The organism is Nonomuraea basaltis (assembly GCF_005893125.1).
Lineage (GTDB): Bacteria > Actinomycetota > Actinomycetes > Streptosporangiales > Streptosporangiaceae > Nonomuraea > Nonomuraea basaltis.
The window spans coordinates 1-26,116 of the sequence record NZ_VCJS01000178.1 but is presented as its reverse complement, the minus strand read 5'-3'; the positions used below and the strand labels follow the sequence as shown (position 1 = coordinate 26,116).

The 26,116-nt window shown below is 71.9% G+C and carries 22 protein-coding genes; 11 read left to right on the top strand and 11 right to left on the bottom strand.

The genetic code is table 11. The features are described from left to right. The 4 genes from EJK15_RS50370 to EJK15_RS50360 all read right to left on the bottom strand — a co-directional run. On the bottom strand, window positions 1–245 hold a 245-nt coding region (locus tag EJK15_RS50370), incomplete at its 3' end, for a sensor domain-containing protein (protein ID WP_171075000.1). A gap of 71 nt (window positions 246–316) precedes the next feature. After that, the gene (locus EJK15_RS71565; protein ID WP_171074999.1) at window positions 317–460 is read right to left on the bottom strand and encodes a hypothetical protein; all 144 of its coding nucleotides are present in this window, start codon (window positions 458–460) and stop codon (window positions 317–319) included. A gap of 25 nt (window positions 461–485) precedes the next feature. Then, the gene (locus tag EJK15_RS50365; RefSeq protein ID WP_138717583.1) at window positions 486–1,577 is read right to left on the bottom strand and encodes a serine hydrolase domain-containing protein; all 1,092 of its coding nucleotides are present in this window, start codon (window positions 1,575–1,577) and stop codon (window positions 486–488) included. A gap of 10 nt (window positions 1,578–1,587) precedes the next feature. Next, window positions 1,588–2,748 (bottom strand): anhydro-N-acetylmuramic acid kinase, encoded by a 1,161-nt coding sequence (locus EJK15_RS50360; RefSeq protein WP_138717582.1) that lies wholly within the window; start codon window positions 2,746–2,748, stop codon window positions 1,588–1,590. A gap of 196 nt (window positions 2,749–2,944) precedes the next feature. Here EJK15_RS50360 and EJK15_RS50355 point away from each other — a divergent pair, with 196 nt between their 5' ends. From EJK15_RS50355 to EJK15_RS50345, 3 genes are all read left to right on the top strand, one after another. Further along, window positions 2,945–3,838: a sulfotransferase gene (locus EJK15_RS50355; protein WP_138717581.1), complete on the top strand. Its 894-nt coding sequence runs from the start codon at window positions 2,945–2,947 to the stop codon at window positions 3,836–3,838. Between the two features lie 94 nt (window positions 3,839–3,932). Then, window positions 3,933–5,576 carry an arylsulfatase gene (locus EJK15_RS50350; protein ID WP_171074998.1) on the top strand — a complete coding sequence of 548 codons (1,644 nt, stop codon included), beginning with the start codon at window positions 3,933–3,935 and terminating at the stop codon, window positions 5,574–5,576. A 160-nt stretch (window positions 5,577–5,736) separates the two neighbouring features. Next, on the top strand, window positions 5,737–6,255 hold the full coding sequence (locus EJK15_RS50345; RefSeq protein ID WP_138717579.1) for a peptidoglycan recognition protein family protein: 519 nt from the start codon (window positions 5,737–5,739) through the stop codon (window positions 6,253–6,255). Window positions 6,256–6,258: 3 nt separating this feature from the next. Here the strand turns inward: EJK15_RS50345 and EJK15_RS50340 are convergent, their stop codons facing one another. The 6 genes from EJK15_RS50340 to EJK15_RS50315 all read right to left on the bottom strand — a co-directional run bounded on the left by EJK15_RS50340 (window position 6,259) and on the right by EJK15_RS50315 (window position 14,537). After that, a complete protein-coding gene (locus EJK15_RS50340) occupies window positions 6,259–6,795 on the bottom strand; it encodes an NUDIX hydrolase family protein (RefSeq protein ID WP_138717578.1) in 537 nt (178 codons plus the stop codon). 134 nt (window positions 6,796–6,929) lie between these two features. After that, window positions 6,930–7,931, bottom strand: coding sequence for an NrfD/PsrC family molybdoenzyme membrane anchor subunit (gene nrfD / locus EJK15_RS50335; protein WP_138717577.1), 1,002 nt, complete (start codon window positions 7,929–7,931; stop codon window positions 6,930–6,932). After that, a complete protein-coding gene (locus EJK15_RS50330) occupies window positions 7,928–8,782 on the bottom strand; it encodes a 4Fe-4S dicluster domain-containing protein (RefSeq protein ID WP_138717576.1) in 855 nt (284 codons plus the stop codon). Before EJK15_RS50330 ends, nrfD begins: the two co-directional genes overlap by 4 nt. Window positions 8,783–8,785: 3 nt before the next feature. Next, entirely contained in the window at window positions 8,786–12,025 is a 3,240-nt protein-coding gene (gene fdh, locus EJK15_RS50325; protein ID WP_138717575.1) for a formate dehydrogenase, read from the bottom strand. Between the two features lie 101 nt (window positions 12,026–12,126). After that, on the bottom strand, window positions 12,127–13,539 hold the full coding sequence (locus tag EJK15_RS50320; protein WP_138717574.1) for a rhamnulokinase: 1,413 nt from the start codon (window positions 13,537–13,539) through the stop codon (window positions 12,127–12,129). Beyond that, the gene (locus EJK15_RS50315; protein WP_138717573.1) at window positions 13,536–14,537 is read right to left on the bottom strand and encodes a LacI family DNA-binding transcriptional regulator; all 1,002 of its coding nucleotides are present in this window, start codon (window positions 14,535–14,537) and stop codon (window positions 13,536–13,538) included. Before EJK15_RS50315 ends, EJK15_RS50320 begins: the two co-directional genes overlap by 4 nt. Window positions 14,538–14,704: 167 nt before the next feature. Here EJK15_RS50315 and EJK15_RS50310 point away from each other — a divergent pair, with 167 nt between their 5' ends. The 6 genes from EJK15_RS50310 (at window position 14,705) to EJK15_RS50285 (ending at window position 23,845) form a co-directional block, all read left to right on the top strand. Beyond that, window positions 14,705–14,896: a hypothetical protein gene (locus tag EJK15_RS50310; RefSeq protein ID WP_138717572.1), complete on the top strand. Its 192-nt coding sequence runs from the start codon at window positions 14,705–14,707 to the stop codon at window positions 14,894–14,896. 238 nt (window positions 14,897–15,134) lie between these two features. Continuing rightward, window positions 15,135–17,063, top strand: a complete 1,929-nt coding sequence (locus EJK15_RS50305) for a beta-galactosidase (RefSeq protein WP_138717571.1) — start codon at window positions 15,135–15,137, stop codon at window positions 17,061–17,063. 252 nt (window positions 17,064–17,315) lie between these two features. Continuing rightward, entirely contained in the window at window positions 17,316–20,012 is a 2,697-nt protein-coding gene (locus tag EJK15_RS50300; RefSeq protein WP_138717570.1) for an exo-rhamnogalacturonan lyase family protein, read from the top strand. A gap of 246 nt (window positions 20,013–20,258) precedes the next feature. Next, complete coding sequence (locus EJK15_RS50295) at window positions 20,259–20,576, top strand: L-rhamnose mutarotase (RefSeq protein ID WP_138717569.1); 318 nt, start codon at window positions 20,259–20,261, stop codon at window positions 20,574–20,576. Between the two features lie 11 nt (window positions 20,577–20,587). Next, window positions 20,588–21,799 (top strand): L-rhamnose isomerase, encoded by a 1,212-nt coding sequence (gene rhaI, locus EJK15_RS50290; RefSeq protein ID WP_138717568.1) that lies wholly within the window; start codon window positions 20,588–20,590, stop codon window positions 21,797–21,799. Between the two features lie 6 nt (window positions 21,800–21,805). Beyond that, the gene (locus EJK15_RS50285) at window positions 21,806–23,845 is read left to right on the top strand and encodes a bifunctional aldolase/short-chain dehydrogenase (RefSeq protein ID WP_138717567.1); all 2,040 of its coding nucleotides are present in this window, start codon (window positions 21,806–21,808) and stop codon (window positions 23,843–23,845) included. Window positions 23,846–23,849: 4 nt separating this feature from the next. Here EJK15_RS50285 and EJK15_RS50280 read toward each other — a convergent pair whose 3' ends face one another. Then, complete coding sequence (locus tag EJK15_RS50280) at window positions 23,850–24,383, bottom strand: hypothetical protein (protein ID WP_138717566.1); 534 nt, start codon at window positions 24,381–24,383, stop codon at window positions 23,850–23,852. 175 nt (window positions 24,384–24,558) lie between these two features. Between EJK15_RS50280 and argC the strand changes: the two genes are divergently transcribed. Then, window positions 24,559–25,581, top strand: coding sequence for an N-acetyl-gamma-glutamyl-phosphate reductase (gene argC / locus EJK15_RS50275; protein WP_138717565.1), 1,023 nt, complete (start codon window positions 24,559–24,561; stop codon window positions 25,579–25,581). Next, the coding region (locus EJK15_RS50270; protein ID WP_240777728.1) for a bifunctional ornithine acetyltransferase/N-acetylglutamate synthase at window positions 25,578–26,116 on the top strand (539 nt) is incomplete at its 3' end. The genes argC and EJK15_RS50270, both read left to right, overlap by 4 nt.

Here is a 26,116-nt window from a genome sequence, read left to right as displayed (position 1 = left end):
GGCGCGTAGCGGGGGCGGGCGACGGGGTGGCCGAGCACTTCCGGCAGTGCGAGGCGTTCGACGTCGGCGAGGTTCCTGGCCAGGGCGGCGGTCGCGGCGAGGATCGGCAGGCCGATGAACGCGACGGCGCCGCCGAGGCCGGCGGAGACGCCGATGACGACCACGGCGAACGACATGACGGCCATCGGCAGGCCGAGCAGGACGTAGCGGGTGTCGGTGGCGAGACGGCGCTGGAGGGTTCTCATACCGGAGACGCTAGAGCCGGGTCCCCTGCCGATCGACCCTGCCTGCGGCCATATGGAGGGTAGGGCCAGCCCTACGAGAAGCCGCGGCCGGCGCGGTCCTCGCGGAAGGCGTCCAGGCGGTCGAAGTCCACGTCGTGGACGGAAACGGGCGCGTCGGGCGGGCCGGGGCCGTCCCAGCGGGTGACGGAGAAGGCCGGCACGAGCATCGCGTCCAATCGCGGAAGACGACCGGCCGCGGGGTCATGCGCTCCTCGATCGTCGTGTGACGGCCTGCAGCAGGTCGTCCCAGAGGTCGTCGGCCGGCGTCGGGGCGCCCTCGACGAGGAGGCGGTTGCTCGCCATCACCAGGGCGACGTCCCGGCGGGGCACGAAGCCGATCGCGCACCCCACATGGCCGGGGTGGCCGAGCACGGTGACCGTCTCGCCCGCCAGGTCGAGGGCGTACCGGCGGAAGCCGAGCGCCTGCTCGGGATCGGGGCCGGGAGCGAAGAACGCCCGTACGACCTCGGGCCGCCACAGCCGGTCGTGCTCCTCGTACCGGGACAGCGCGGCGCAGTATTTGAGCAGGTCGGGTACGGTCGAGAACAGCCCGGCGTGCCCGGCGACGCCGTCGAAGGCGTGGTAAGCGTTGCCGTCGGCGACCTGCCCGAGCACCGGCTCGTGGCGCCAGCGGGCGAAGTCGGTGCTGCGGTAGGGGACCGGGTACGGGCGGCCGGAGTCGAGCATGGTCATCTCGATCCGGTCGTCCAGGGCGCTCATGGCGACCTCGGTGCCGGTGGGGCGGGCGTAGGTGGTCTGGGTGAGGCCGAGCGGCCTGGTGACCAGCTCGGCCACGGCCCGGTCCAGCCGGAGCCCGGTCGCGGCCTCGACGATCTGCCCGAGCAGGATGAAGCCGAGGTCGGAGTAGCGGCGTGCGCGGCCGGGGCGGTAGCGCGGCGGCGGCAGCTGCGGCTGGATGTAGAGCGGCCACCACTCCCACAGCCCGCCCCGGTGCAGGAGCAGGTCCCGCACGGTGATCGCCTCGTAGGACCGCGCCAGGTACGCGCTCAGCGGCGCGTCCAGGTCCACGAGCCGGTCCGACACCAGCCTGATGAGCGCCGTCGTGGTCGCGACGATCTTCGTGACCGAGGCGAGGTCGTGGTAGGTGTCCAGCGTCATGGGCGCCTCGCCGACCCGCTCGCCGTCCTCCCAGCGCACGGTCCGGTTGCCGGTGCACTCGGTCAGGTCGAACCAGGGCGTGCGGGCGGCCATGACCAGCCCGGCGGGCGCCTCCCCGCGGTCCTGCCCGTCCGGGGCGTTCCTGCGGGACTGCTCGTGCGGTGGCGTGTTCATGCGTGCCTCATCAGGTCAGCACCAGCGAGCGCGGCGATCCGGCGAGCGGGGCGGGCAGGACGAGTGGTCCAGCGCCCGGCGTCAGCGTGCCGAGGACGCGGGCCGCGCTCGCGCCCGTCCCTCCCGGCACGGTGCCCGGCAGGCCGTGCGCGGTCAGCCAGCCGATCAGGGCGAACGCGATCGCCTCCTTGTCGTCGGCGGGCGCGCCGTAGTCGTCGGACGGCGCCACGTCCACGCCGGGCAGGGCCGCCCGGAGTCCAGACATGATCACCGGATTGCGGCAGCCGCCGCCCGAGACGACCAGCGCGCTCACCCCGGCGGCACGCACGTCCTGCGCGACCGTCCGCACGGTCAGCTCGGTCAGCGTCGCCACCAGATCGGCGTCTGCGACCTGGGAACCCGCCCTGGCCAGAGCCGCCTCAACGTACCCCAGGTGGAACAGCTCCTTGCCGGTGCTCTTCGGGGCGGGCAGCCGGTAGTAGGGATCGTCGAGCAGCACCTCCAGCAGCCGCGCGTCGACCTGCCCCGACGCCGCGATCGCGCCGTCCTCGTCGAACCCCCGCACGTTCAGCCCCCTGCTCGTCACCACGGCGTCCATCAGCGCGTTCGCGGGCCCGATGTCGTAGGCGAACAGCTCGCCGTCGCGCACCACGGTCATGTTCGCGATCCCGCCCAGGTTGAGCGCCGCTGACCCGCCCTCGCACCCGCCCAGCAGCAGCCCGTCCAGCACCGACACCAGCGGAGCCCCCTGCCCGCCCGCCGTGATGTCCCTGATGCGCACGTCCGACAGCACCGGAACGCCGGTCCGCTCGGCGATCCACGCGGGCTGCCCGATCTGCAGCGTGCCCCGCGCGTGCGCGCCCTCCACCCAGTGGAACACCGTCTGCCCGTGCGACACGACCAGATCGACCGGCCCGCCCAGCGAGATCGCGGAGGCGGCGGCCGCCGCGAAGCTCTGCCCGATGAGCGTGTCCAGCACGCACACCTCGCCCAGCGTCGTCTCCGCCGGCGGCAGCGCCGCGACCAGCCGGGCCCGCAGCTCGTCCGGGTACGGAGTGCTCGCCGTGTACCCGACCCGCCCCTCCAGCACGTCCCCATCGAGCGAGAAGCCGACGGTGGCCACGTCGATTCCGTCGTGCGACGTGCCGGAGATCATCCCGAGAACCCTCATGACCGCCCTCCCAGCGCCGTCCGCGGCCGCCCGCTCGCGCCGGCCGGCCGCGCCGCCGAGCGGAACGCGCCACGAGACATGAGATCCCCCAGGACAGTGGTCATGAAATTACGCAGACCCTACCTTGTGGGTCTGGCAACATGTTCACAGGCCGGATTCACCTGGGGTTCACTGGCTGTCTCTATCTTGTAGGCCCATGAGCTGGAAGTACCGGGCCAATGCGACGCTTGAGGGCCTGACCGGATACACCTTGACGCGACGGCTGCGAACGGAGCCGCCCAAACCACCGCCGCCGCCGAAGCTCCCGCTGGAGCTGCAGCGGCTCCCCGACGACACGGCGCGGCCCCCCGTCGACCCGGTGCACGACCGGCTGCTGCGCGAGCCGGTCTTCCTGCTGTCGTCCGTACGATCGGGCTCCACGCTGCTGCGCGTGATGCTCAACAGCCATTCACAGGTGCACTCCCCGATCGAGACGCACTTCAGGCGGATGACCGTCGGCCTCGGCACAGATCCGGTACGGCAGGCCATGGAGCTGCTCGGCCACTCCCACAGCGACATCGAGCACATCGTCTGGGACCGGATGCTGCACCGGGAGCTGACCCGCAGCGGCAAGCCGATCCTGGTGGAGAAGACGCCGAGCAACGTGTTCGCCTGGCGGCGCATCGCCACCTGCTGGCCGGACGCGCGTTTCGTCTTCCTGCTGCGGCACCCGATGTCCATCGTGCAGTCCTGGCACGAGGCCGACCCGGAGAAGCGGCCCATGGAGGAGGCCGTGCCGCGGACGCTCAGCTACATGACGTACCTGGAGGAGGCCCGTACCCACCTGGAGGGGCTGACCATGCGGTACGAGGCCCTGGTCGCCGACCCGGAGGCCGAGCTGCGCCGGCTCTGCCTGTTCCTCGGCATCGAGTGGGAGCCGGGGATGCTCACGTACGGTGACAAGGATCACGGTGGCTTCGTCAAGGGCATCGGCGACTGGCGGGACAAGATCCGCACCGGCACCGTCGTCGCCGGCCGCCCGCTGCCGTCGCCCGACGAGGTGCCCGATGAGCTGCGGGAGGTCTGCCGGCAGTGGGACTACATGCCCTGACGGGGGTGGCCGCACGGCGACGGTTGCGGGTCTGTGACAGAGTTCGCCTGCGATTTGCCCGCCATTCGCCTTGGGCTCCGATATGTTGCCCTTCGTGATCAATGGGCCCTCGCGCCGCGCCTTACTGGCCGGAGCTTTCGCCGGCATTGCCATGCCCTCCGCCGCCCTGCCCTCCGCTGAGGCGGCCGCCGACAGTGGCGGCCTGCCTTCCCGCCCCAACATCGTCGTCATCCTGGCCGACGACCTGGGGTGGGGTGAGATAGGCAGCCAGGGACAGCGGCTGATCAGTACGCCGAACCTGGACCGGATGGCGGCCGAGGGGGTGCGCTTCGAGACCGCGTACTCGGGGGCGCCGCTCTGCGCCCCCTCGCGCTGCGCCCTGCTCACCGGGCTGCACGCCGGCCACAGCACGGTCCGCGACAACCCCGAGGGCGGGCCGCAGCTCTCCCTCACCGACGCCGACCTCACCTTCGGCGAGCTGCTGCAGCAGGCCGGCTACCGGACGGCCTGCATCGGCAAGTGGGGCTTCGGCCCCGAGGTGGCCGGCCAGGCCTCGCACCCGAACGTGCGCGGCTTCGACGAGTTCTTCGGCTACATCGGCCACCGCCACGCCCACCAGTACTTCCCCAAGTACCTGTGGCACAACGGGACCAAGGTCCAGCTCGACGGCAGGACGTACGCGCCGCACCTGTTCCGGCAGCGGGCGGTCGAGTTCATCCAGCAGGACGGCGACGAGCCCTTCCTGCTCTATTTCGCCAGCAACCTGCCGCACTCGCCGAGCGTCGTCCCCGGCGACGCGGGTCCGTACGAGGACCGGCCGTGGAGCGGCCCCAACCGGCGCCACGCCGCGCAGGTGGCGCGGCTCGACAACGACGTCGCCGCGCTGCTGCGCGCGCTGCGCGACGCGGACGTCGCCAAGCGCACGCTCGTGCTGTTCACCAGCGACAACGGCCCGCACCGGGAGAAGGGCGTGACACCGGAGCTGTTCGACTCCAACGGCCCCTTCCGCGCCGACAAGCGGGACGTGTACGAGGGCGGCATCCGGGTGCCGCTGATCGCCTGGTCGCCGGGCATCAGGCCGCGCGTCGTGAAGCAGCCGGTGGCGGCCTGGGACCTGCTGCCGACGCTGGCGGACCTGGCCGAGGCGCCGGTGCCGGCCAACCTCGACGGGTTATCGTTCCGCGGCCTGCTCACGGGCGGGTCCGCGCCCAAGCACGAGCACCTGGTCTGGAACCGGCCGCGCAAGGCCCAGGCGATCCGCCGCGGCCGGTGGAAGGCGATCAGGTTCGCGCCGAACATCGCCGGCGCCGGGCCGGAGGGCCGGATCGAGTTGTACGACCTGGCCACCGACCCGGGGGAGCAGCGCGACCTCTCCCTGGCCCGGCCGGAGCTGGCCGGCGAGCTGCTGGCCACGCTGGACGCGTCGATCGGGCCCGATCCGCGGATTCCGTACGGGCTGAAGACGGAGGTCACCGGCGAGGAGATCGTCGTGACGCTGCACAACGGGTCGTCCGAGCCGTGGCACCAGGTCAAGCTGGGGCTTGACGGGCCGCGCCGGGTCCGCGCGCACACGGTTGAGCGGGTGGATCCGGGGATGGCGATCTCGGTCGGCTTCCCGCGGCCCGCCACGCCCCGGGGCCGCCTCGTGGCGCGCGCCGACTTCGAGGCCGGCGGCCGCTCCCAGCTCTTCCGCAAGAAGCACCTCAGGAACGCCCTCACCCCCGACATCGTCCCCTGAGGCCGGCAGCCGGGGCCTTCGGCTGCGGCGTTGCGCGCCTGCGGGCCTCCTATGAAACCCTCACTCGAACGGCACGTGACTCTAGTCACGAACAGTAATGAAATCGCTACCCAAAGTTGACACTCTGGAAGTAGAAAGGCACCGATCAGGAGACGAACACATGAATGTGATCACCCGAGCGGAGTGGCAGGCGAAGAAGCCGGCCGCCGGCTACACCCGCCTGTCCTCCACCCGAGGAGTGAAGATCCATTACACCGGCGGCAAGGTCCCCGCGGACCTCGCCGAGTCCGGCAACCACGACCGCTGCGCCGACCTCGTCAGGGACATCCAGCGCATGCACATGTCGGGAGGCCGCGGCGAGCGGTACATCGACCTGGGCTACAACCTGGTGTGCTGCCCGCACGGGCGCACGTTCATGGGCCGCGGCCCGCACGCCCTCCCGGCCGCCAACGGCGCCGGGCTCAACTCCGGCCACTACGCGGTGCTCGCGCTCGTCGGCAGCTCTGGGTTGACCGAGCCGAACGACGACCTGCTCAATGCCCTCGTGGACGCGATCGAGTACCTGCGCGCGCACGGCGACGCCGGCCGCGAGGTCAAGGGGCACCGGGACGGCTACGACACCTCGTGCCCCGGCGACCCGCTCTACCGCTGGGTACGCCGGGGCGCCAAACGGCCGTGACCGTCAGGGCAGGCAGCCGACGTGCGCCAGGGCCTGCTTCAGCAGCACTCCCTGCCCGCCGGGCATGTCCTGCTGCACCATCGGGGACGCCGCCTCCTCGGGCGTGAACCACACCAGGTCCAGGGCGTCCTGCCGGGGCCGGCAGTCGCCCGCGACGGGGACGATGTAGGCCAGGGAAACGGCGTGCTGGCGCGGGTCGTGGTACGAGGTGACGCCGGGCGTGGGGAAATACTCGGCGACGGTGAACGGCTGCGGGGACACGGGGATGCGGGGGAGCGCCACGGGACCGAGGTCCTTCTCCAGGTGGCGCATGAGGGCGTCGCGGATCCGCTCGTGGAGCAGCACGCGTCCCGAGACGAGCGCCCGGCTGACCGTCCCGTCCGACGCGATGCGCAGCAGCAGGCCGACGCGGGTGACCTTGCCGGATTCGTCTACGCGTACCGGCACGGCGTCGATGTAGAGGATCGGCAGCTGGCCACGTACCGACTCCAGCTCTTCAGGGGCGAGCCAACCAGGCGTCGTTTCGGTCTTTTCGGTCATTTGCTGATCGTACGTCCCCTGGTCCTACCGCCGTACCGGGGCCGGGTCCGGAAGCGTACGGCCGGCCAGCCACGACGCCGTGCAGATGAACAGCACGATGCCGACGAACGGCAGATACTCGATGATCTTCCGGTTCATGTGAGGTCACGCTCCGCTCTCGATCTCGCCAGCCGCCTGCGCTGCGGCTGCACGGTGTACTTCGGGTCGTTCGCCGACTCCATCCCGGCCCGGAAGATCCCGAACCGGGTGCACGCCGAACCCGCCAGCAAGGCCGCTCCCGCCGCGGCGGCCGCGATCCTGCTGCGCGGGCCCAGGGTGATCCCGGCCAGCGCGCCCGCCAGCGACAGCGCCTCGCCCGCGCGCAGCAGCCTGCTGCGCTTGAGCGGCTCGGCCAGCGCGCCCAGCCGCCGCTCCATCCGGGTGGCGGCGGCGCACTCGACGGTGGCGCCCAGCAGCGCCATCCGGCGGGCCGGTCCGGCCTCGGAGAGGGGCGCGGCCAGCAGGCCGAGCCCGCCCGCCGCCGCGGCCGCCGAGCCGGCGAACAGGAACGGCATCTCCCGGTGGCCCTCGTGCCAGACGGGCACGGCGGTGTCGCAGATCAGCGCGGCGGTGTAGGTGGCCAGCGCGGGCCCGGCCAGCCCGGCCCCGACGGTGGCGGCCCGCCCCAGCCTGGGGAGGCGCCCGGTCACGTCGGTGGCCGCCGCGCAGCCTGCCTGGGGGCCGTACGCGGTGATGATCCAGGTGCCGACGCTCATCGGCGAGGTCACCTTGAACACTCGCAGCATGTTGAGGAACCGCTCGGGGCGGCCCAGGTCGTGGATCAGCGAGTAGAGTGACCCGCCCAGCGCGCACAGCGCCCCGGCCTTGCTCACCCTGGCCAGGCGCGGCCGGCCGGTCAGCTCGGCGGCGGCGGCCAGCGTGGAGGAGGCCCCGGCCAGGCCGCCGAGGAACAGGTAGCCGGCGATGTCGGGCGCCTGCCAGGTCGGCTCGTTCAGCACCGGCCGCCCGTAGTAGGAGCCGAAGTCCGCCTTCGGCACCAGGGGCCGCTCGCGCCTGGGACCGGCAGAGCCCGGCGTGGCCTCGCGCTCGGTCCGCAGCTCGGCCGAGCCGTCCAGCCGTACGTCGGTCTGGCTCATGATCTCCTCCGCCCCACGGCCGCCGCGCCCGGGCGGCCGGTCCACGCGGTCCACGCGGTCCACGCCAGCAGGGCGAGGGCCGCGACCCCGGCGTGCCGCCACATCGACGGCAGGTCCCTGGTGGTCACCACGGGGTCGGGCGGCAGGCCGTACACCTCGGGCTCGTCGAGCAGCAGGAAGAACGCGCCCATGCCGCCCACGCCGTCGCCTTCGTCGTGGCCGTACAGGCGGGCCGACGTGACTCCGGACGCGTGCACCTGCTCCAGCCGCCGCTCGGCGCGCTCACGCAGCTCATTCAGGTCGCCGAACTGGATGGAGTCCGTCGGGCACGTCTTGGCGCAGGCCGGCTCCTGCCCGGCGCCCAGCCGGTCGTAGCACATCGTGCACTTGGCCGCCGTGCCGCCGCCCTCCCGCTCCCGCTTGCCGATCACCCCGAACGGGCAGGCGGGCACGCAGTAGCCGCAGCCGTTGCAGACGTCCTCCTGCACCACCACGGTGCCGTACTCGGTGCGGAACAGCGACCCCGTCGGGCACACGTCCAGGCAGGCGGCGTGCGTGCAGTGCTTGCACACGTCGGAGGCCATCAGCCAGCGGAAGTCCATATCGCCGAGCCCGGGCTCCTGGTGGCCGAGCGGCCGCCGCTGCTCGACGAACGCCACGTGCCGCCAGGTGTCCGCGCCCAGCCCCACGGTGTTGTCGTAGGACATGCCGGTGAAGGTCAGGCCGTCCTCGGGGACGGCGTTCCACTCCTTGCACGCCACCTCGCACGCCTTGCACCCGATGCAGATGCTGGTGTCGGTGAAGAACCCCACCCGCCCGGCGCCGATCTGCTCGTCCAGGTCGAAGGCCATGGCTCACGCCTCCATTCCGGTGTCGCCGGTCACGCCGGCCCGCTCCCGGTAGGCCATCACCAGCTCCGGCAGCGCCGCGCCGCGCGGCCGCCGTCCCGGCCGGATGTCCGCCGACAGGGCCTTGACCTCTTGGATGTGCGAGTTCGGGTCCAGCGCGATCGCCGACAGCTCGTTGGCCGCGTCACCTCTGGCCAGGCCGTTGGGCCCGAAGTGGAACGGCAGCCCGATCTGGTGCAGCACCCGCCCGTCCAGGTGCAGCGGCGCGATCCGGTCGGTGACCAGCACCCGGGCCTCGATGGCGTTGCGCGCCGTGACGATCGTGGCCCAGTCGCCGTGCACGAGCCCGCGCTCGGCGGCCAGCTCGGGCGACACCTCGCAGAACATCTCCGGCTGCAGCTCCGCCAGGTACGGCGTGTGCCGGCTCATGCCGCCGGCCGTGAAGTGCTCGGTCAGCCGGTACGTCGTGACCACGTAGGGGTAGACCGAGGCGCCCGGCTCGTCCCCGCTCGGGTGGTAGCGGTTGTCCTCGTGCGGGTAGAGCTTGCGGGCCGGATTGCGCTGGTGCCCGTACAGCGGGTTGGCCACCGGCGAGTCCTGCGGCTCGTAGTGCGCCGGCAGCGGCCCGTCCACCACCCCGGCGGGGGCGAACAGCCAGCCCTTGCCGTCGGCCTGCATGATGAACGGGTCGGTCCCCGACAGCGCCGCCACGCCCTGCGCCCCCGGCGGCGGCCGGTAGTCCGGGCTCTTGCCCGCCTCGAAGTCGGGCACGTCGTGGCCGGTCCACCGGCCCTCGGCCGCATCCCACCAGACGAGCCTCTTGCGCTCGCTCCACGGACTGCCGTCCGGCCTGGCCGAGGCCCGGTTGTAGAGGATGCGCCGGTTGGCCGGCCACGCCCACGCCCACTCGGTGGCGATCCAGTCCTGCTCGGCGGCCGGCCTGCGGCGGGCGGCCTGGTTGACGCCGCCGGCCCGCACCCCGGAGTAGATCCAGCAGCCGCACGCGGTGGAGCCGTCGCTCTTGAGCTCGGTGTAGCCGGACAGCGGCCGCCGTTGCGCGTCCCAGCCGTTGATCTCGGCCTGCACCGCCTCCGCGTCCGGCTCTGCCGTCTCGCCCTCGACCGGGTAGTCCCAGGTGAGGTCGAGCACGGGCGCGTCCATCGGGTCCCGCGAGCCGGCCAGCTTCTCCCGGATGATCCGCCCCAGGTGGTACATGAACCACAGGTCGCTGCGGGCGTCCCCCTCCGGCTCGACGGCCTGGTGGTGCCACTGCAGCAGCCGGTTGGTGTTGGTGAAGCTGCCGCTCTTCTCCGTGTGCGCGGCCGCGGGCAGGAAGAACACCTCCGTGCCGATGTCCTCCGTGGCCAGCTCGCCCGTCTCGATCTCCGGGCCGTCCTTCCACCAGGTGGCGCTCTCGATCAGGTTGAGGTCGCGCACCACCAGCCAGTCCAGCTTCGCCATGCCCAGGCGCTGCATCCGGGCGTTCGCCGAGCCGACCGCCGGATTCTCGCCGAGCAGCAGGTAGCCCTTGCAGGTGCCGTCGAGCTGCGCCAGCACCGTGTCGTACGTGCTGTGCGACCCGGTCAGCCTGGGCAGGTAGCCGAACGCGAAGTCGTTGTCCGGCCGCGCCGCGTCGCCCCACCACGCCTTGAGCAGGCTCACCAGGTAGGCGGGCATGTTGGCCCAGAATCCCTTGTGCGGGGCGTCGGCCCGCAGGAAGTCCCGCAGCCGCTCGTTCTCGTGCGCGTACGGCATCGGGATGTAGCCGGGCAGCAGGTTGAACAGCGTCGGGACGTCGCTGGAGCCCTGGATGCTGGCGTGCCCGCGCAGCGCCTGGATGCCGCCGCCCGGCCGGCCGATGTTGCCCAGCAGCAGCTGCAGGATGCTCGCCGCCCTGATGAACTGCGAGCCGTCGCTGTGCTGCGTCCAGCCCACCGCGTACACGAACTCGGCCGTCTTGTCAGGACCGGAGTTCTCCGTCAGGTGCCTGCACACCTCCTCGAACAGCCGTCGTGGCACCCCGCACACCCGCTCCACCATCTCCGGCGAGTAGCGGGCGAAGTGGCGGCGCAGCACGTTGAGCACGCAGCGCGGATGCCGCAGCGTCTCGTCCCGCTGGGGGGTGCCGTCCATCGGTGCGCCGGTGCCGCCGTGCACCTCGGGGCGCCCCGGCGGCTCCCGGCCCGCCCGCCACTCGAAGCCCTCGTCCCCGGCGCCGGACACGGCGAGCGCCTCCATGCCCTCGTACTGCCAGGTGGCGCGGTCGTAGGTGTGGTCATCGGCGTTGAAGCCGGAGAACAGGCCGTCGAGGTCCTCGGCGTCCCGGTAGTCCTCGCGCAGGATGGTGGCCGCGTTGGTGTAGTTGACCACGTACTCGCGGAAGTACAGCTCGTTCTCCAGCACGTGGTTGATGATCGCGCCGAGGAAGGCCACGTCGGAGCCGGCCCGGATGGGCACGTGCAGGTCGGCCGGCGCGCTGGTGCGGGTGAAGCGCGGATCCACGTGGATGATCACCGCGCCGCGCGCCTTGGCCTCCATCACCCACTGGAAGCCCACCGGGTGCGCCTCGGCGAAGTTCGAGCCCTGGATGACCACGCAGTCGGAATGCTGCAGGTCCTGCATGAACGTGGTGGCGCCGCCCCGCCCGAACGACGCGCCCAGCCCCACCACGGTCGAGCTGTGGCACACCCGGGCCTGGTTCTCGATCTGCACCACGCCGAGCGCCGTCAGCAGCTTCTTGATGAGGTAGTTCTCCTCGTTGTCCAGCGTGGCGCCGCCCAGGCTGGCGATGCCCATGGTGCGGGAGGTGCGCCTGCCGTCGCGCTCCCACTCCCAGGTCTCGCGCCGGGTGGCGATGATCCGGTCGGCCACCATGTCCATGGCCCGGCCGAGGTCGATCTCCTGCCAGTCCGCCGCGCCCGGCGGCCGGTAGAGCGCCTTGCGCTGCCGGCCCGAGGCGGTGGTGAGCTGGAGGCTGGCCGCGCCCTTCGGGCACAGCCGCCCCCGGCTGACGGGGGAGTCGGGGTCGCCTTCGATCTGGACGACCTTCTCATCCCGTACGTAGACGTTCTGGGCGCAGCCCACGGCGCAGTACGGGCACACCGACTTGACCACGCGGCCGGCGGCGGCCGTACGGGCCCGCAGCTCCCCGGTCCTCGCGGACTTCACCGCAGGCCCCCGGCCGAACCGGTCTCTCTGCGTCAACTGCCGCAGCAGCGGCCACGCGAATTCCATGAAGCCCCCCATGCCTCTGGCCCGACTCTTGCCCTGCTCGAACGGGCCGAAAACCGAAGCCCAGGTCAACGAAGGGCAGGTCGAAGAGGGTAAGAAGACGCGGGGAGGCGGGGTCAGAAGACGCGGGAGGCGGCCTCCGACCACGCGGCGGCGTCGCCGGAGGGCTCGTAGCGGCGCAGCGGCTCGGCCGCGGCGACCAGCGAGCGCATCTCCGCCAGATCGGAGACCAGCCCCGCCGCGCGGGCCTGCACCAGCACGTTGCCGAACGTGGTCGCCTCCGCCGGCCCGGCCACCACCGGCAGCCCGCAGGCGTCCGCGGTGAGCCGGCACAGCAGCTCGTTGCGCGACCCGCCGCCCACCAGGTGGACGACCTCGACGTCGCGCCCCGACAGCTCCATCGCCTGCCGCACGGCCAGCCGGTGCCCGAGCGCCAGGCTCTCCAGCACGCACCGCACGTACGCCGCCGGGGTCGAGGGGGGAAGCTGCCCGGTGCGGCGGCACTCGGCCGCGATCCTGGCCGGCATGTCGCCCGGCGGCAGGAACAGCGGCTCGTCCGGGTTCACCACGGCGGCGAACGGCCGCTCGCCCGCCGCGGCCTTCAGCAGCTCGCCCAGGTCGGAGCCCGGCCAGGCGCGCAGGCACTCCTGCAGCAGCCACAGGCCCATGACGTTGCGCAGGTAGCGGACGGTGCCGTCGATGCCGGCCTCGTTGGTGAAGTTCGCGGCGCGGCTCTCCGGCGTCAGCACCGGACCCGGCAGCTCCACCCCGGCCAGCGACCAGGTGCCGCAGGAGACGTAGGCGAAGGCCGGCCCGGAGGCGGGCACCGCGGCCACGGCGGAGGCGGTGTCGTGCGAGGCCACCGCCCTGACGGGCGCCGACCAGCCGATCTCGGCGGCCACGTCGCGCCGCAGCCCGCCGACCGCCTCGCCGGGCTGCCGCAGCGGCGGGAACAGCCCGGACGGCAGGCCCAGCCGCTCGATCAGGGGCAGGGCCCACGACCTGGTACGCACGTCCAGCAGCCCCGTCGTCGAGGCGTTGGTCACCTCCGCGCCCAGCTCGCCGGTGAGCCAGTAGCCGATCAGGTCGGGGATCAGCAGCATCGTGGCCGCCTGGTCCAGCCGGTCGGCCAGCAGCTGGTAGATCGTGTTGAACGGCAGCACCTGGAGCCCGGACGCCTCGTACAGCGTCTCGGCGCCGACCTCCTCGGCCACCCGCTCGGCCACGCCCCGCGTGCGCTCGTCGCGGTAGTGGACCGGGTTGCCCAGCAGCGCGCCCGACTCGTCCAGCAGCCCGTAGTCGACCGCCCACGAGTCCACGCCGATCGACGAGACCGGCCCCGCTTCGCGCAGGCCCGTCAGGATCTCGCGGTAGAGGCCGAGGACGTCCCAGTAGAGGCGGCCGGCCACGCGTACCGGGCCGTTGGGGAAGCGGTGCGCCTCGGTCAGCTCCAGCCCGTCGGTCAGGTCGGCCAGCATCACCCGGCCGCTGGAGGCGCCGAGGTCCACGGCGGCGAAACGGCGGCTCATTGCGTCGACTCCCTGGCGACCAGCTCCGGCTGGAACATGATGTGCTGGTGGGCGTGCGTCTCCGGATTGTCGCACTCGTCCAGCAACAGCTCGGTGGCGATGCGGCCGAGCTGGTAGGTGGGCTGGCGCATCGAGCTCAGCGACACCGTCGAGGCGGCGGCGAAGTCGATGTCGTCGTAGCCCATCAGCGCCACGTCCTCGGGCACCCGCACGCCGGACCGCAGCAGCGCCCGCAGCACGCCGAGCGCGAGCAGGTCGTTGGCGCAGAAGACGGCCTCGGGCAGGGTGCCGGAGATCAGGTCGGCGGCCGCCTTCTCGCCCGCGCGGGCCGTCATCGTCGCCGTCTCCACCACCCGCAGGTCGTCGGGGTCGAGCCCGACGGCCCGCATCGCCATCTTGGCGCCCTCCCGGCGCTCCACGCACTGCCTGATCGTCAGCGGACCCGTGATGTAGGCGACGCTGCGCGCGCCCTTGGACAGCAGGTGCGCCACCGCGGCCCGGCCGCCCGCCACGTCGTCCACCGCGACCGCGCACTGGTCGGGCCGGTGCGCCGGGTGGTCCACCAGCACCACGCTGATGCCGTGCTCACGGAGCAGGTCCAGCCTGGCCGGGTCCTCGCCGGACGGGGTGATCAGCACGCCGCGCACCCGGTGCTCCGACAGCACCCGCAGGTTGCGCTCCTCCTTGTCCAGGGAGCCCGCCGAGTTGCCCAGGATGACGGCGTAGCCCAGCTCACTGGCCACGTCCTCGACCCCGGCCGCGACCTCCGTGAAGAACGGGTTGCCGATGTCGATCACGCTCAGGCCGATCGTCCTGCTGTGCCCGGCGCGCAGCGTCGAGGCCGAGCCGTGCCGGACGAACCCCAGCTCGCTGATGGCCGCCTCCACGCGCTCCCGCGTGGAAGGGGCGACTTTGCCGGGCCGGTTCAGTACGTTGGAGACCGTGCCTGGGGAGACGCCGGCGTGCGCGGCGACCTCCTTGATGCTGACCATGGCCATGGGGCCCAATTAAAACGTACTAACAGAGCGTGCGCCAGTCGCGGTACCGGTCGGCAGGCCATACGCGTCGACACTGGTGCGGAGCCGTCCCTGGACTAGCGGCGCGATAGTAAAACGTTCTATTGCCGGATAGCCCGTGATCCCGGGCTGCCATCGTGCTCCACAGCGTGCACCAGACAGACCTGAAGCTGTCCGCGCCCGGCGACTGGACGGAGATCCAGGCCATGGCGGCGCCGCTTGACCGGCCGATCGAGACCGAGGACGTTCCCAGCAGTCACGCCACCCCGCTCGGCCGCTGCTCGACGCCTACGAGCGGGGGCGGGCACCCGCCGGCCGGCGGGCGATGGAGTTCGTGTTGAACGTCGGCGTTGAAACATTCGTCGAGACCACCGCGACTTCATAACATTCCGATCACAACAGCCGCATCTGTCGCACGTCAACCCGCGGTCAAGCGTCAATTTCCCGCCGCTGACCTGGCCAAACCCTCACGCGGGAGGGGGCAAGGACTTGTGCGCCCGGTCTGAGGAACGTTTTAATCCCCCGTAAACGCTGGCGTAACGAGCGGTGAGCGCTAACAGCTATTCGAAAGGCAGGCTCATGCCGGATGTCATCGCCTACGGCGGCGACTGGAATCCCGAGCAGTGGCCCGAGGAGACGTGGGAGCAGGACGTCGCGCTGATGCGCGAGGCCGGCGTCAACAGGGTCAGCGTCGGGATCTTCTCCTGGTCGATGCTGGAGCCCGTCGAGGGGGTGTTCGACTTCGACTGGTTCGACCGCGTGATGGACCTGCTGGCCGCGAACGGCATCCAGGCCAACCTGGCCACCCCGACCGCGTCGCCGCCACCCTGGTTCTCCGACACCTACCCCGAGGCGCTGCCGGTGGACGCCGACGGGCGGCGGCTCTACCACGGCAGCAGGCAGGGCTTCTGCCCCAGCTCGCCGATCTACCGCGAGAAGGCACTGCGGATCGCCGAGCAGGTCGCCACCCGCTACCGGGACCATCCTGCGCTGGCGTTGTGGCACGTGCACAACGAGTACGGCTGCCACAACGCTCGCTGCTACTGCGACACCTCGGCCGCGGCCTTCCGCGCCTGGCTGCGTGCCCGCTACGCCTCGCTCGACGAGCTCAACGACGCGTGGGGAACGGCCTTCTGGTCTCAGCGCTACGGCGACTGGGCCCAGATCCTGCCGCCCCGCGCCACCCTCAGCTTCCCCAACCCCGGCCAGCAGCTCGACTTCCGCCGGTTCAGCTCCGACGCGCTCGTCGAGCTCTACGTCGCCGAACGCGACCTGCTGAAGACGATCACCCCGGAGGTGCCCGCCACCACCAACCTCATGGCCGGCGCCCACTGGGACATGGACTGCTGGGCCTTCGCCGCCGAGCTCGACGTCGTCTCCACCGACCACTACCTGGTCGGCGCCCGTGCGGAGCCGCACATCGACCTGGCCTTCGCCGCCGACTACGCACGCTCGCTGAACGGCGGGCGGCCCTGGCTGCTCATGGAGCACTCGACCAGCGCCGTCAACTGGCAGCCGCGCAACCTCGCCAAGGCGCCCGGCGAGCTGCGCCGCAACTCCCTGCAGCACCTGGCCAGGGGCGCGGACGGGATCATGTTCTTCCAGTGGCGGGCCTCTCGCGCCGGGGCCGAGAAGTGGCACTCGGCGATGCTGCCGCACGCCGGGACGAACACCAAGATCTTCCGCGAGGTCGCCGCGCTCGGCGCCGAGCTGGCCGGGCTCTCCGACGTGGTGGGCAGCACGGTCAAGGCCGACGTCGCGATCCTGCTCGACCACTCCAGCGTGTGGGCCCAGGACCATCCCGCCCAGCCCACGACGGACCTGGACCCGGTGGAGGAGGTCAAGCGCTGGCACGCCGCGCTCTGGCGGGCCGGGGTCACCTGCGACCTGGCCCACCCGGAGGGCGACCTGACCGGCTACCGCCTGGTCCTGGTGCCCGCGCTCTACCTGGTGAGCGAGGCGGGCGCGGCCAACCTGGAGGGCTTCGTCCGCCGGGGCGGGGTCACGCTCGTCGGCCCGTACAGCGGGATCGTGGACGACCACGACCGGGTGCGGCTGGGCGGCTACCCCGGGGCGTGGCGGGACCTGCTCGGCGTGACCGTCGAGGAGTTCTTCCCGCTGGACGGGCCGATCCGGCTCGACTCGGGGGCGACGGGGACCGTCTGGAGCGAGCTCGCGCACGCCACCGGGGCGAAGGTCCTCGACACGTACGTCACCGGGGAGCCCGCCTGGACCCGCAACGAGTGGGGCGACGGGGCCGCGCACTACCTGACCACCCGGTTGGACGACGGGGCACTCGCCGGCGTCGTGACGGCCGTCTGCGCCGAGGCCGGCGTGGAGCCTGCCGCCGGGGCCGGGCCGGGAGTGGAGGTGGTACGACGCTCACACGCCGACGGCCGCTCGTTCCTGTTCGCCATCAACCACACTGAGGCGGACGCGGTGGTGACGACCCGCGCGGGCGACCAGCTCACCGTCCCGGCGCGCGACGCCCGCATCATCCCCGACTGACGCCCAACGGACGGGCGCCGATGACCCGCGCACCCACGACCCCGCGGCCCCGTGCGCAGGCCCGCGAGGGCGGCACGGTGGCACCCGTGCCGGCCGAGCCGGGGTCGCGAGTGCCTGCTCGGCCGGGGTCGCGGAGGCGTCCGGGGCTTGTCATGCCCATCGGGAAAGCGCTTCCCGGAGAAGCCGTTCCACCGATCACCCCCACGGGCGCGATCTCAAGAGCGCCCCTTACGCACGGAGGTGCACCCCCCAATGTCCGGAATATCGCGACGTGATGCGTTAAAGGGCATGGCCGTGGCCGGAGCGGCCGTGCCGCTCGCCTCGATGCTGGAGTCGCCCGCCCTGGCGGCCCTGGCCATCCCCGACGTCAACCTGAGCTGGCTGGAGGGCAAGCCCGCCGAGACCCCCGGCACCACCTGGGGCGTCCCCTGGCCCAAGGGCGCGGTGCCGAAGGAGCAGGCGTTCGCGCTGACCGCCGCCGACGGCGCCGCCGTGCCCGTGCAGACGTGGCCGCTGGCGTACTGGCCGGACGGCACGCTCAAATGGACGGCCCATGCCGTGGGCCCGGACGCCCCGATCGCCGAGACGTACACGCTGCGCCCCGGCACCCCCGCCTCCCCCGCCAAGCAGGTCAAGGTCGACGACCAGAAGCAGTACGTGGACGTGGACACCGGCGTGATCCGCGTCCGCGTACGCAAGAGCGGCAGCGAGCTGATCGGCCAGATCTGGCGCGGCGAGACCGAGATCGCCCGCAAGGGCCAGCTCGTGAGCCTCAGACAGGGCAAGATCGACGACGGCGACGACCGGACGACAGAGGTCGACTCCTACCTCAGCGACATCGCCAAGGTCGAGGTCGAGCAGTCCGGCCCGGTACGCGCGGTGGTCCGGATCGAGGGCCGCCACACGTCCAAGAAGGGCAAGTCCTGGCTGCCGTTCACGATCAGGCTCTACTTCTACGCAGGAGCGGAGAGCGTGCGCATGACGCACACGTTCGTGTTCGACCGCGACGGCCAGCACGACTTCATCGCCGGGCTGGGCGTGCGCTTCCGCGTCCCGATGCGGGACGCGGCGTACAACCGGCACGTCCGCTTCGTCGGCGACGGGCACGGCCTGCTCACCGAGGCGGTCAAGGGGATCACGGGCCTGCGCCGCGACCCCGGCCTGGCAGTGCGCAAGGCCCAGGTCGCCGGGCAGAAGCTGCCGGACATCGCCACGTGGGACACCCGCGTGAGCAGCCGGATCCACCTCATCCCCGACTGGGGCGACTACACCCTCGCCCAGCCGTCCTCCGAGGGCTTCACGCTGAAGAAGCGCACCAAGAAGGGGTACGGCTGGGTCGCCGTCGACCAGGGCAAGCGCGCCTCCGGGTTCGGCTACGTGGGCGGAGTGAGCGGCGGTTTCGCGTTCGGCATGCGCGACTTCTGGCAGCGACACCCTGCCCAGCTCGACATCCGCGGCGCCGCCTCCGAGGAGGCCGAGGTCACGGTCTGGCTCTGGTCGCCGGAGGCCGGGCCGATGGACACCCGCTTCTACCACGACGGACTCGGCCAGGACACCTACCCCGAGCAGATCGAGGGCCTCAACATCACCTACGAGGACTACGAGCCCGGGTTCGGCACGCCGCTGGGCATCGCGCGGACGACCGAGCTGACGTTCTGGGCGCTGGCCGCCACCCCCGACGCCGCGCGGCTCGGCGCGATGGCCGACGCCGTGCGCACGCCGCCGCTGATCGTCGCCCCGCCCGCGCACCTGGCCGCGGCCAAGGTGTTCGGCGGCCTGTTCAGCCCGGTCGACCGGTCCACGCCGGGGAAGAAGACGATCGAGGACCGGCTCGACTTCCTCTTCGACTACTACAAGAAGCAGGTCGAGCAGCGCCACTGGTACGGCTTCTGGGACTACGGCGACATCATGCACACGTTCGACGAGGACCGGCACGTGTGGCGCTACGACATCGGCGGCTACGCATGGGACAACTCCGAGCTGTCGCCCGACCTGTGGCTCTGGTACGCCTACCTGCGCTCCGGCCGGTCAGACGTCTTCCGCTTCGCCGAGGCGATGACCCGGCACACCGGCGAGGTCGACGTCTACCACCTGGGCCCGTGGGCCGGGCTCGGCACCCGGCACAACGTCCAGCACTGGGGTGACAGCGCCAAGCAGCAGCGCATCTCGACCGCCGTCTACCGGCGCATCTTCTACTTCCTGACCGCCGACGAGCGCACCGGCGACCTGATGCGGGCCCTGGTCGACTCCGACAAGACGTTCCTGGCGATCGACCCGCTGCGCAAGATCCGTACGGAGCCGTACACGCCGGACCCCGAGGCCCTGGCCATCGGCCTGGGCACCGACTGGAGCGGCCTGGCCGCCGCCTGGCTCACCGAGTGGGAGCGCGGCGGCGACCCGATCGCCGAGAAGAAGCTCAAGGCCACGATGCGGACCATCGCCGCGATGCCCAACGGCTTCGTCACGGGCGAAGGCCTCTACAACATCAACACCGGCGAGTTCGCCCCGGCCGAGAAGAAGGTGTCGGTGTCCCATCTGTCGGCCATGTTCGGGCAGGTCGAGATCTGCGCCGAGCTGATCGACCTGGTGGACATGCCGGACTTCGAGAAGGCGTGGCTGCAGTACTGCCGGCTGTACAACGGGACCAGGGCGGAGCAGGCCGCCGAGACCGGGGCCCACTTCGGCAACCGCACACTCAAGCAAGGGCATGCGCGGCTCACGGCGTACGCGGCGGTCCGGCTCAAGCGCGACGACCTCGCCGCCCGGGCCTGGACGGAGTTCGCCACCGGCGACGGGTACGCCCCGAACCTGCCGTGGAAGTCCGAGAAGATCACCGCCACGCTCAACCCGACCGACGAGGCGGCCTGGGTGTCCACCAACACCACCGCGCTGTACGGCCTCGCCGCCATCCAGAACCTCGCCCTCGTCGGCGACAAGCTCACCACATGACCAGGGGCACCACCGGCACACCGGAGGCGGCCCCGGCCTCCGCGGCTGAGCACGCCGGAAGGGCCGGTCACCTGCGGGTTCGACGGCGCGCCAGGGGTTTGGCGGAGGCTGCCGAGCGCGATTAAAACGTATCACCGCCCCCACGCGATCTCCCGGTCGAAGTGGGGGCGGGGATCGCATTGACAGCGAGCACCTGGAATCATAGTTTCCTGGGCTAAGGATTAAAACGTTTTGAAGGGGGTGCCAGTGCAACGCGTCTGCTTCCTGCTGAAAGTACGCCCAGAGCGGCTGGCGGAGTACCGCGAACGCCACCGGGACGTCTGGCCGGAGATGCGAGAGGCGCTCACGCGCACCGGCTGGCACAACTACTCGCTCTTCCTCAGGGACGACGGCCTGCTCGTGGGCTACCTGGAGACCGACGACTTCGAGGCCGCCAAGAAGGCCATGGCCGAGACCGAGGTCAACGCTCGCTGGCAGGCCGAGATGGGGCCGTTCTTCGAGGCCCTCGACGGCCGCCCCGACGAGGGCATGGCGCCGCTGACCGAAGTGTTCCACCTGGATTGATCGGGGAAGTAATGACTGACATCAAGGCCGTGCTGCGCGCGCAGCACATAGAGACGCCGTCGTGGGCCTTCGGCAACAGCGGCACGCGGTTCAAGGTGTTCGCGCAGCAGGGCGTGCCGCGCGACCCGTACGAGAAGCTGGCCGACGCCGCCCAGGTGCACGCCTACACGGGAGTGGCGCCCACGGTCGCCCTGCACATCCCGTGGGACAAGGTGGACGACTACGCCGACCTGGCCCGGCACGCCCGTGAGGTGGGCGTCGGCATCGGAGCGATCAACTCCAACGTCTTCCAGGACGACGACTACATGCTCGGCAGCGTCACCCACCCGTCCGCGCGGGTGCGCCGCAAGGCGACCGACCACCTGCTCGAGTGCGTGGACATCATGGACGCCACCGGCTCCGACACGCTGAAGCTGTGGTTCTCCGACGGCATCAACTACCCGGGCCAGGACGACATCCGCGCCCGCCAGGACCGCCTGGCCGAGTCCCTGGCCCAGGTGTACGAGCGCCTCGGCGACGGGCAGCGGTTCCTGCTGGAGTACAAGCTGTTCGAGCCCGCCTTCTACGCCACCGACGTGCCGGACTGGGGCACCGCGTACGCCCACTGCGTCAAGCTCGGCCCCAAGGCGCAGGTGGTCGTGGACACCGGGCACCACGCGCCGGGCACCAACATCGAGTTCATCGTGGCGTTCCTGCTGCGCGAGGGGAAGCTCGGCGGGTTCGACTTCAACTCCCGCTTCTACGCCGACGACGACCTCATGGTCGGGGCGGCGGACCCGTTCCAGCTCTTCCGCATCATGTTCGAAGTCGTCCAAGGCGGAGCCTTGGACGACGGGAAAGAGGTGCGAAGCACCACGCAGTTCGGGGGGAGTGCGGGGGGCGAAGCCCCCCGCAGGGTGGCGTTCATGCTCGACCAGTGCCACAACATCGAGCCCAAGATCCCGGGCCAGATCCGCTCCGTCATGAACGTCCAGGAGGCCACCGCCAAGGCCCTGCTGGTCGACCGTGAGGCCCTGGCCGCCGCGCAGACCGAGGGCGACGTGCTCGGCGCGAACGCCGTGTTCATGGACGCCTACAACACCGACGTGCGGCCGCTGCTCGCCGAGCTGCGGGAGGAGACGGGCCTGGCGCCCGACCCGATGGCCGCGTACGCCAAGTCCGGATATTTCGAGAAAATCGCCGCCGAGCGCGTCGGCGGCACACAGGCCGGCTGGGGGGCCTGAAGCACCATGGACGTCATCAACGAACTACTGGAACGCTCTCATCGCCTGGGGGGCGACCCGCGCAACACCAACTTCGCCGGCGGCAACACCTCGGCCAAGGCCACCGCGCCCGACCCGGTGACCGGCGAGGACGTCGAGCTGCTCTGGGTCAAGGGCTCCGGCGGCGACCTGGGCACGCTGAAGGAGTCCGGGCTGGCCGTGCTCCGCCTCGACCGGCTGCGCGCGCTCAAGGGCGTCTACCCGGGCGTCGAGCGCGAGGACGAGATGGTCACCGCGTTCGACTACTGCCTGCACGGCAAGGGCGGCGCCGCGCCGTCGATCGACACGGCCATGCACGGCCTGGTCGAGGCGGGCCACGTCGACCACCTGCACCCCGACGCGGGCATCGCCATCGCCACCGCGGCCGACGGCGAGGAGCTGACCGGGCGCGTCTTCGGTGACCGGGTCGTGTGGGTGCCGTGGCGGCGGCCCGGCTTCCAGCTCGGCCTGGACATCGCCGCCATCAAGGATGCCAACCCGCAGGCCATCGGCTGTGTCCTCGGCGGCCACGGCATCACCGCCTGGGGCGCCACCTCCGCGGAGTGCGAGGCCCGCTCGCTCGAGATCATCCGCACCGCGGAGGCGTACCTGGCCGAGCACGGCCTCCCGGACCCGTTCGGCTCGGTGATCCACGAGACGCTGCCGGAGGCCGAGCGGCATGCCCGCGCCGCGGCGCTGTTCCCGGTCATCCGCGGCCTGGCCTCCACCGACGTGCGCACGGTCGGCCACTACACCGACACCCCCGAGGTGCTGGACTTCGTCTCCCGCTCCGAGCACCCGAGGCTGGCCGCCCTGGGCACGTCCTGCCCGGACCACTTCCTGCGCACGAAGGTCGCCCCGCTGGTGCTGGACCTGCCGCCGGACGCGCCGCTGGAGCAGGCGGTCGAGCGGCTGCGCGAGCTGCACGCGGAATACCGCGCGGACTACACCGCCTACTACGACCGGCACGCCACCCCGGACTCGCCGCCGATGCGCGGCGCGGACCCGGCGATCGTGCTGGTGCCGGGCGTCGGCATGTTCTCCTTCGGCAAGGACAAGCAGACCGCGCGCGTGGCCGGCGAGTTCTACGTCAACGCGATCAACGTCATGCGGGGCGCCGAGTCCGTCTCCACGTACGCGCCCATTCCCGAGTCGGAGAAGTTCCGCATCGAGTACTGGGAGCTGGAGGAGGCCAAGCTCCGCCGCATGCCCAAGCCCAAGCCCCTGGCCACGCGGGTGGCGCTGGTCACCGGCGGCGGCTCGGGCATCGGCGCGGCCACCGCCCGCCGCCTGGCCGCCGAGGGCGCCTGCGTGGTGATCGCCGACCGCGACCTGGGCGCCGCCGAGAAGGTGGCCGCCGAGATCGGCGCCGCCGCGTACCGCGTCTCGGACGTGGCCGTGGCCGTCGGCGTGGACGTCACCTCGGAGGAGCAGGTCGTCGCGGCGGTACGCGCCGGCGTGCTCGCCTTCGGCGGCGTGGACCTGGTCGTCAACAACGCCGGCCTGTCGCTGTCGCGGGCGCTGCTGGAGACCACCCTCGCGGACTGGGACCTGCAGCACGACGTCATGGCGCGCGGCTCGTTCCTGGTCTCCCGCGAGACCGCCCGGGTGATGATCGACCAGGCCATGGGCGGCGACATCGTCTACATCTCCTCCAAGAACGCCGTCTTCGCCGGCCCGAACAACGTCGCCTATGGCGCGGCCAAGGCCGACCAGGCGCACCAGGTCCGGCTGCTGGCGGCCGAGCTGGGCGGGCACGGCATCCGCGTCAACGGCATCAACCCCGACGGCGTGGTACGCGGCTCCGGCATCTTCGCCTCCGGCTGGGGCGCCAACCGCGCCGCGGTGTACGGGGTCGAGGAGGACAGGCTCGGCGAGTTCTACGCGCAGCGCACCCTGCTCAAGCGCGAGGTGCTGCCCGAGCACGTGGCCGCCGCGGTCTTCGCCCTCACCGGCAGCGACCTCACCCACACCACGGGCCTGCACGTCCCGGTGGACGCGGGCGTGGCCGCCGCCTTCCTGCGCTGAGGGCTCAGGAGTAGGCCGCCACCAGCCCCACCACCATCAGCACGCCACCGGCCGCCGTGACCAGGAAACCCCCGGCCACGGCGGCTCGGCGTCCCCTGCGCGCGCCGAGCCAGTACATGATCACGTAAGGCAGGAACCCCAGCCCGCCGAACCCGACCGCGGGCAGCGTCATGGCGGCCAGCACGCCCTTCGTCCCGGCCGGAGCAGCGCGGTCCCCCTCGGGCGTGAGCTGCGCCCGCAGCACGTCCCCCGCCTCGGAGTCCGGCGAGGCGTCCACCGGCACCGCGGCGCCGCCGGAGTCCGGCGTGAAGCTGCCTTTGCAGTCGTATCGGCCTTCGCCCAGCGCCTCGCACGAGACGACCCGCAGCGTCCCCGGCGTCCCGATCCGTCCCGTGGCGAGCTCGAAGTCCCGCACCGCGAACACCGCCGGCATCAGGCAGAGCCCCAGCCAGAGCAGTACGAGGACGACCCGCCCAATCGGGCCCGGACCCTTCCCGGCGGGGGTGACGAACTGGAGATCGGGCAAGTACTCGCTCATGGACCTCATCATCCTGGGCCCCACTTGGAGTTCACCTGGAGAGGGCTGAAGATGCACTGGTCTCACGATGTGGGCGCCGGCGTCTTACCGGCTTGCATCTTCATCTTCTGGCGTGCAGTATCTTCAAGGTAGCAAGGTCATGAGTTTGAATGCATGAATATGCAGGGGGGGTTACATGAGGGCAGCGATCGCGGGAGCCAGCGGCTACGCGGGCGGGGAGCTGCTACGCCTCCTGCTCGGCCATCCCGAGCTGGAGATCGGCACGCTCACCGCGGCCTCGAGCGCGGGCAGCCGACTAGGCGCCCACCAGCCGCACCTGCCGCAGCTCGCCGACCGCGTCATCGAAGACACCACCGCCGACGCGCTCGCCGGGCACGACGTCGTCTTCCTGGCGCTGCCGCACGGCCACTCGGCCGCCGTGGCCGCCCAGCTCGGCGTGGAGACGATCGTGGTCGACTGCGGCGCCGACCACCGGCTCGCCGATCCGGCCGCCTGGCAGGAGTTCTACGGTGGCCAGCATGCCGGCGCCTGGCCGTACGGGCTGCCCGAGCTGCCCGGACAGCGCGCGGTGCTGCGCGAGGCCACCCGCATCGCGGTCCCCGGCTGCTACCCGACCTCCGTCCTGCTCGCCCTGTCGCCCGCGTTCGCGGCCGGCCTGGCCAGGCCCGACGTGGTCGTGGTGGCCGCCAGCGGCACCAGCGGCGCCGGCCGGTCCCTCAAGCCGAACCTGCTCGGCAGCGAGGTCATGGGCTCGGTCAGCGCGTACGGCGTGGGCGGCGTCCACCGGCACACCCCCGAGATGGAGCAGGGCCTGTCGGCCGTCGCGGGCACTCCGGTCCGCGTGTCGTTCACCCCGATGCTGGCCCCCATGAGCCGCGGCATCCTCGCCACCTGCACCGCCCCCGCAGCGCCCGGCCTCACCAAGGCGTCGCTCAGGACCGCGTACGAGGTCGCGCTGAAGGACGAGCCCTTCGTCCGGCTGCTGCCCGAGGGCGTCTGGCCGGCCACCTCCATGACCTACGGCGCCAACACCGCCGCACTGCAGGTGACGCTCGACGAGCGCGCGGGCCGCGTGGTCGCCGTCATCGCCATCGACAACCTCACCAAGGGCACGGCCGGAGGCGCCATCCAGAGCGTCAACCTCGCCCTCGGCCTGCCGGAAGAGCTCGGCCTCCCCCTGACAGGAGTCGCACCTTGAGCGTTACTGCACCTCTAGGTTTCAGAGCCGCGGGCGTCGCCGCCGGGATCAAATCCGGCGGCTCCCGCGACCTGGCCCTCGTCGTCAACGACGGGCCCAGCCGCGCCGCCGCCGGCGTCTTCACCGCCAACCGCGTGAAGGCGGCCCCCGTGCTGTGGTCGCAGCAGGTCCTGACGGGCGGCCGCCTGCGAGCGGTGGTGCTCAACTCCGGCGGCGCCAACGCCTGCACCGGCCCCGAGGGCTTCCAGGACACCCACGCCACCGCCGAGAAGGTCGCCGAGGTGCTCCAGGACTCGGCGGGCGAGGTGGCGGTCTGCTCCACCGGCCTGATCGGCGAGCGGCTGCCGATGGACGAGCTGCTGTCCGGCGTCGAGACCGCCGCCGCCCAGCTCTCCCGGGACGGCGGCCTGGCCGCGGCCGACGCCATCCGCACCACCGACACCGTCTCCAAGATCTCGTTCCGGCGCGGCGGCGCAGCCGCCGCACAGGGAGACGCCTCTTCCACGCCTTTCGGGGGGGTCGCGGGGGGCGGAGC

Bases quoted from the DNA above. Each gene is read 5' to 3' on its own strand.
- EJK15_RS50365 (WP_138717583.1), bottom strand. From the start codon at position 1,577: ATGAACACGCCACCGCACGAGCAGTCCCGCAGGAACGCCCCGGACGGG.
- EJK15_RS50360 (WP_138717582.1), bottom strand. From the start codon at position 2,748: ATGAGGGTTCTCGGGATGATCTCCGGCACGTCGCACGACGGAATCGAC.
- EJK15_RS50355 (WP_138717581.1), top strand. From the start codon at position 2,945: ATGAGCTGGAAGTACCGGGCCAATGCGACGCTTGAGGGCCTGACCGGA.
- EJK15_RS50345 (WP_138717579.1), top strand. From the start codon at position 5,737: ATGAATGTGATCACCCGAGCGGAGTGGCAGGCGAAGAAGCCGGCCGCC.
- EJK15_RS50340 (WP_138717578.1), bottom strand. From the start codon at position 6,795: ATGACCGAAAAGACCGAAACGACGCCTGGTTGGCTCGCCCCTGAAGAG.
- nrfD (WP_138717577.1), bottom strand. From the start codon at position 7,931: ATGAGCCAGACCGACGTACGGCTGGACGGCTCGGCCGAGCTGCGGACC.
- EJK15_RS50330 (WP_138717576.1), bottom strand. From the start codon at position 8,782: ATGGCCTTCGACCTGGACGAGCAGATCGGCGCCGGGCGGGTGGGGTTC.
- fdh (WP_138717575.1), bottom strand. From the start codon at position 12,025: ATGGGGGGCTTCATGGAATTCGCGTGGCCGCTGCTGCGGCAGTTGACG.
- EJK15_RS50320 (WP_138717574.1), bottom strand. From the start codon at position 13,539: ATGAGCCGCCGTTTCGCCGCCGTGGACCTCGGCGCCTCCAGCGGCCGG.
- EJK15_RS50315 (WP_138717573.1), bottom strand. From the start codon at position 14,537: ATGGCCATGGTCAGCATCAAGGAGGTCGCCGCGCACGCCGGCGTCTCC.
- EJK15_RS50305 (WP_138717571.1), top strand. From the start codon at position 15,135: ATGCCGGATGTCATCGCCTACGGCGGCGACTGGAATCCCGAGCAGTGG.
- EJK15_RS50300 (WP_138717570.1), top strand. From the start codon at position 17,316: ATGTCCGGAATATCGCGACGTGATGCGTTAAAGGGCATGGCCGTGGCC.
- rhaI (WP_138717568.1), top strand. From the start codon at position 20,588: ATGACTGACATCAAGGCCGTGCTGCGCGCGCAGCACATAGAGACGCCG.
- EJK15_RS50285 (WP_138717567.1), top strand. From the start codon at position 21,806: ATGGACGTCATCAACGAACTACTGGAACGCTCTCATCGCCTGGGGGGC.
- EJK15_RS50280 (WP_138717566.1), bottom strand. From the start codon at position 24,383: ATGAGCGAGTACTTGCCCGATCTCCAGTTCGTCACCCCCGCCGGGAAG.
- argC (WP_138717565.1), top strand. From the start codon at position 24,559: ATGAGGGCAGCGATCGCGGGAGCCAGCGGCTACGCGGGCGGGGAGCTG.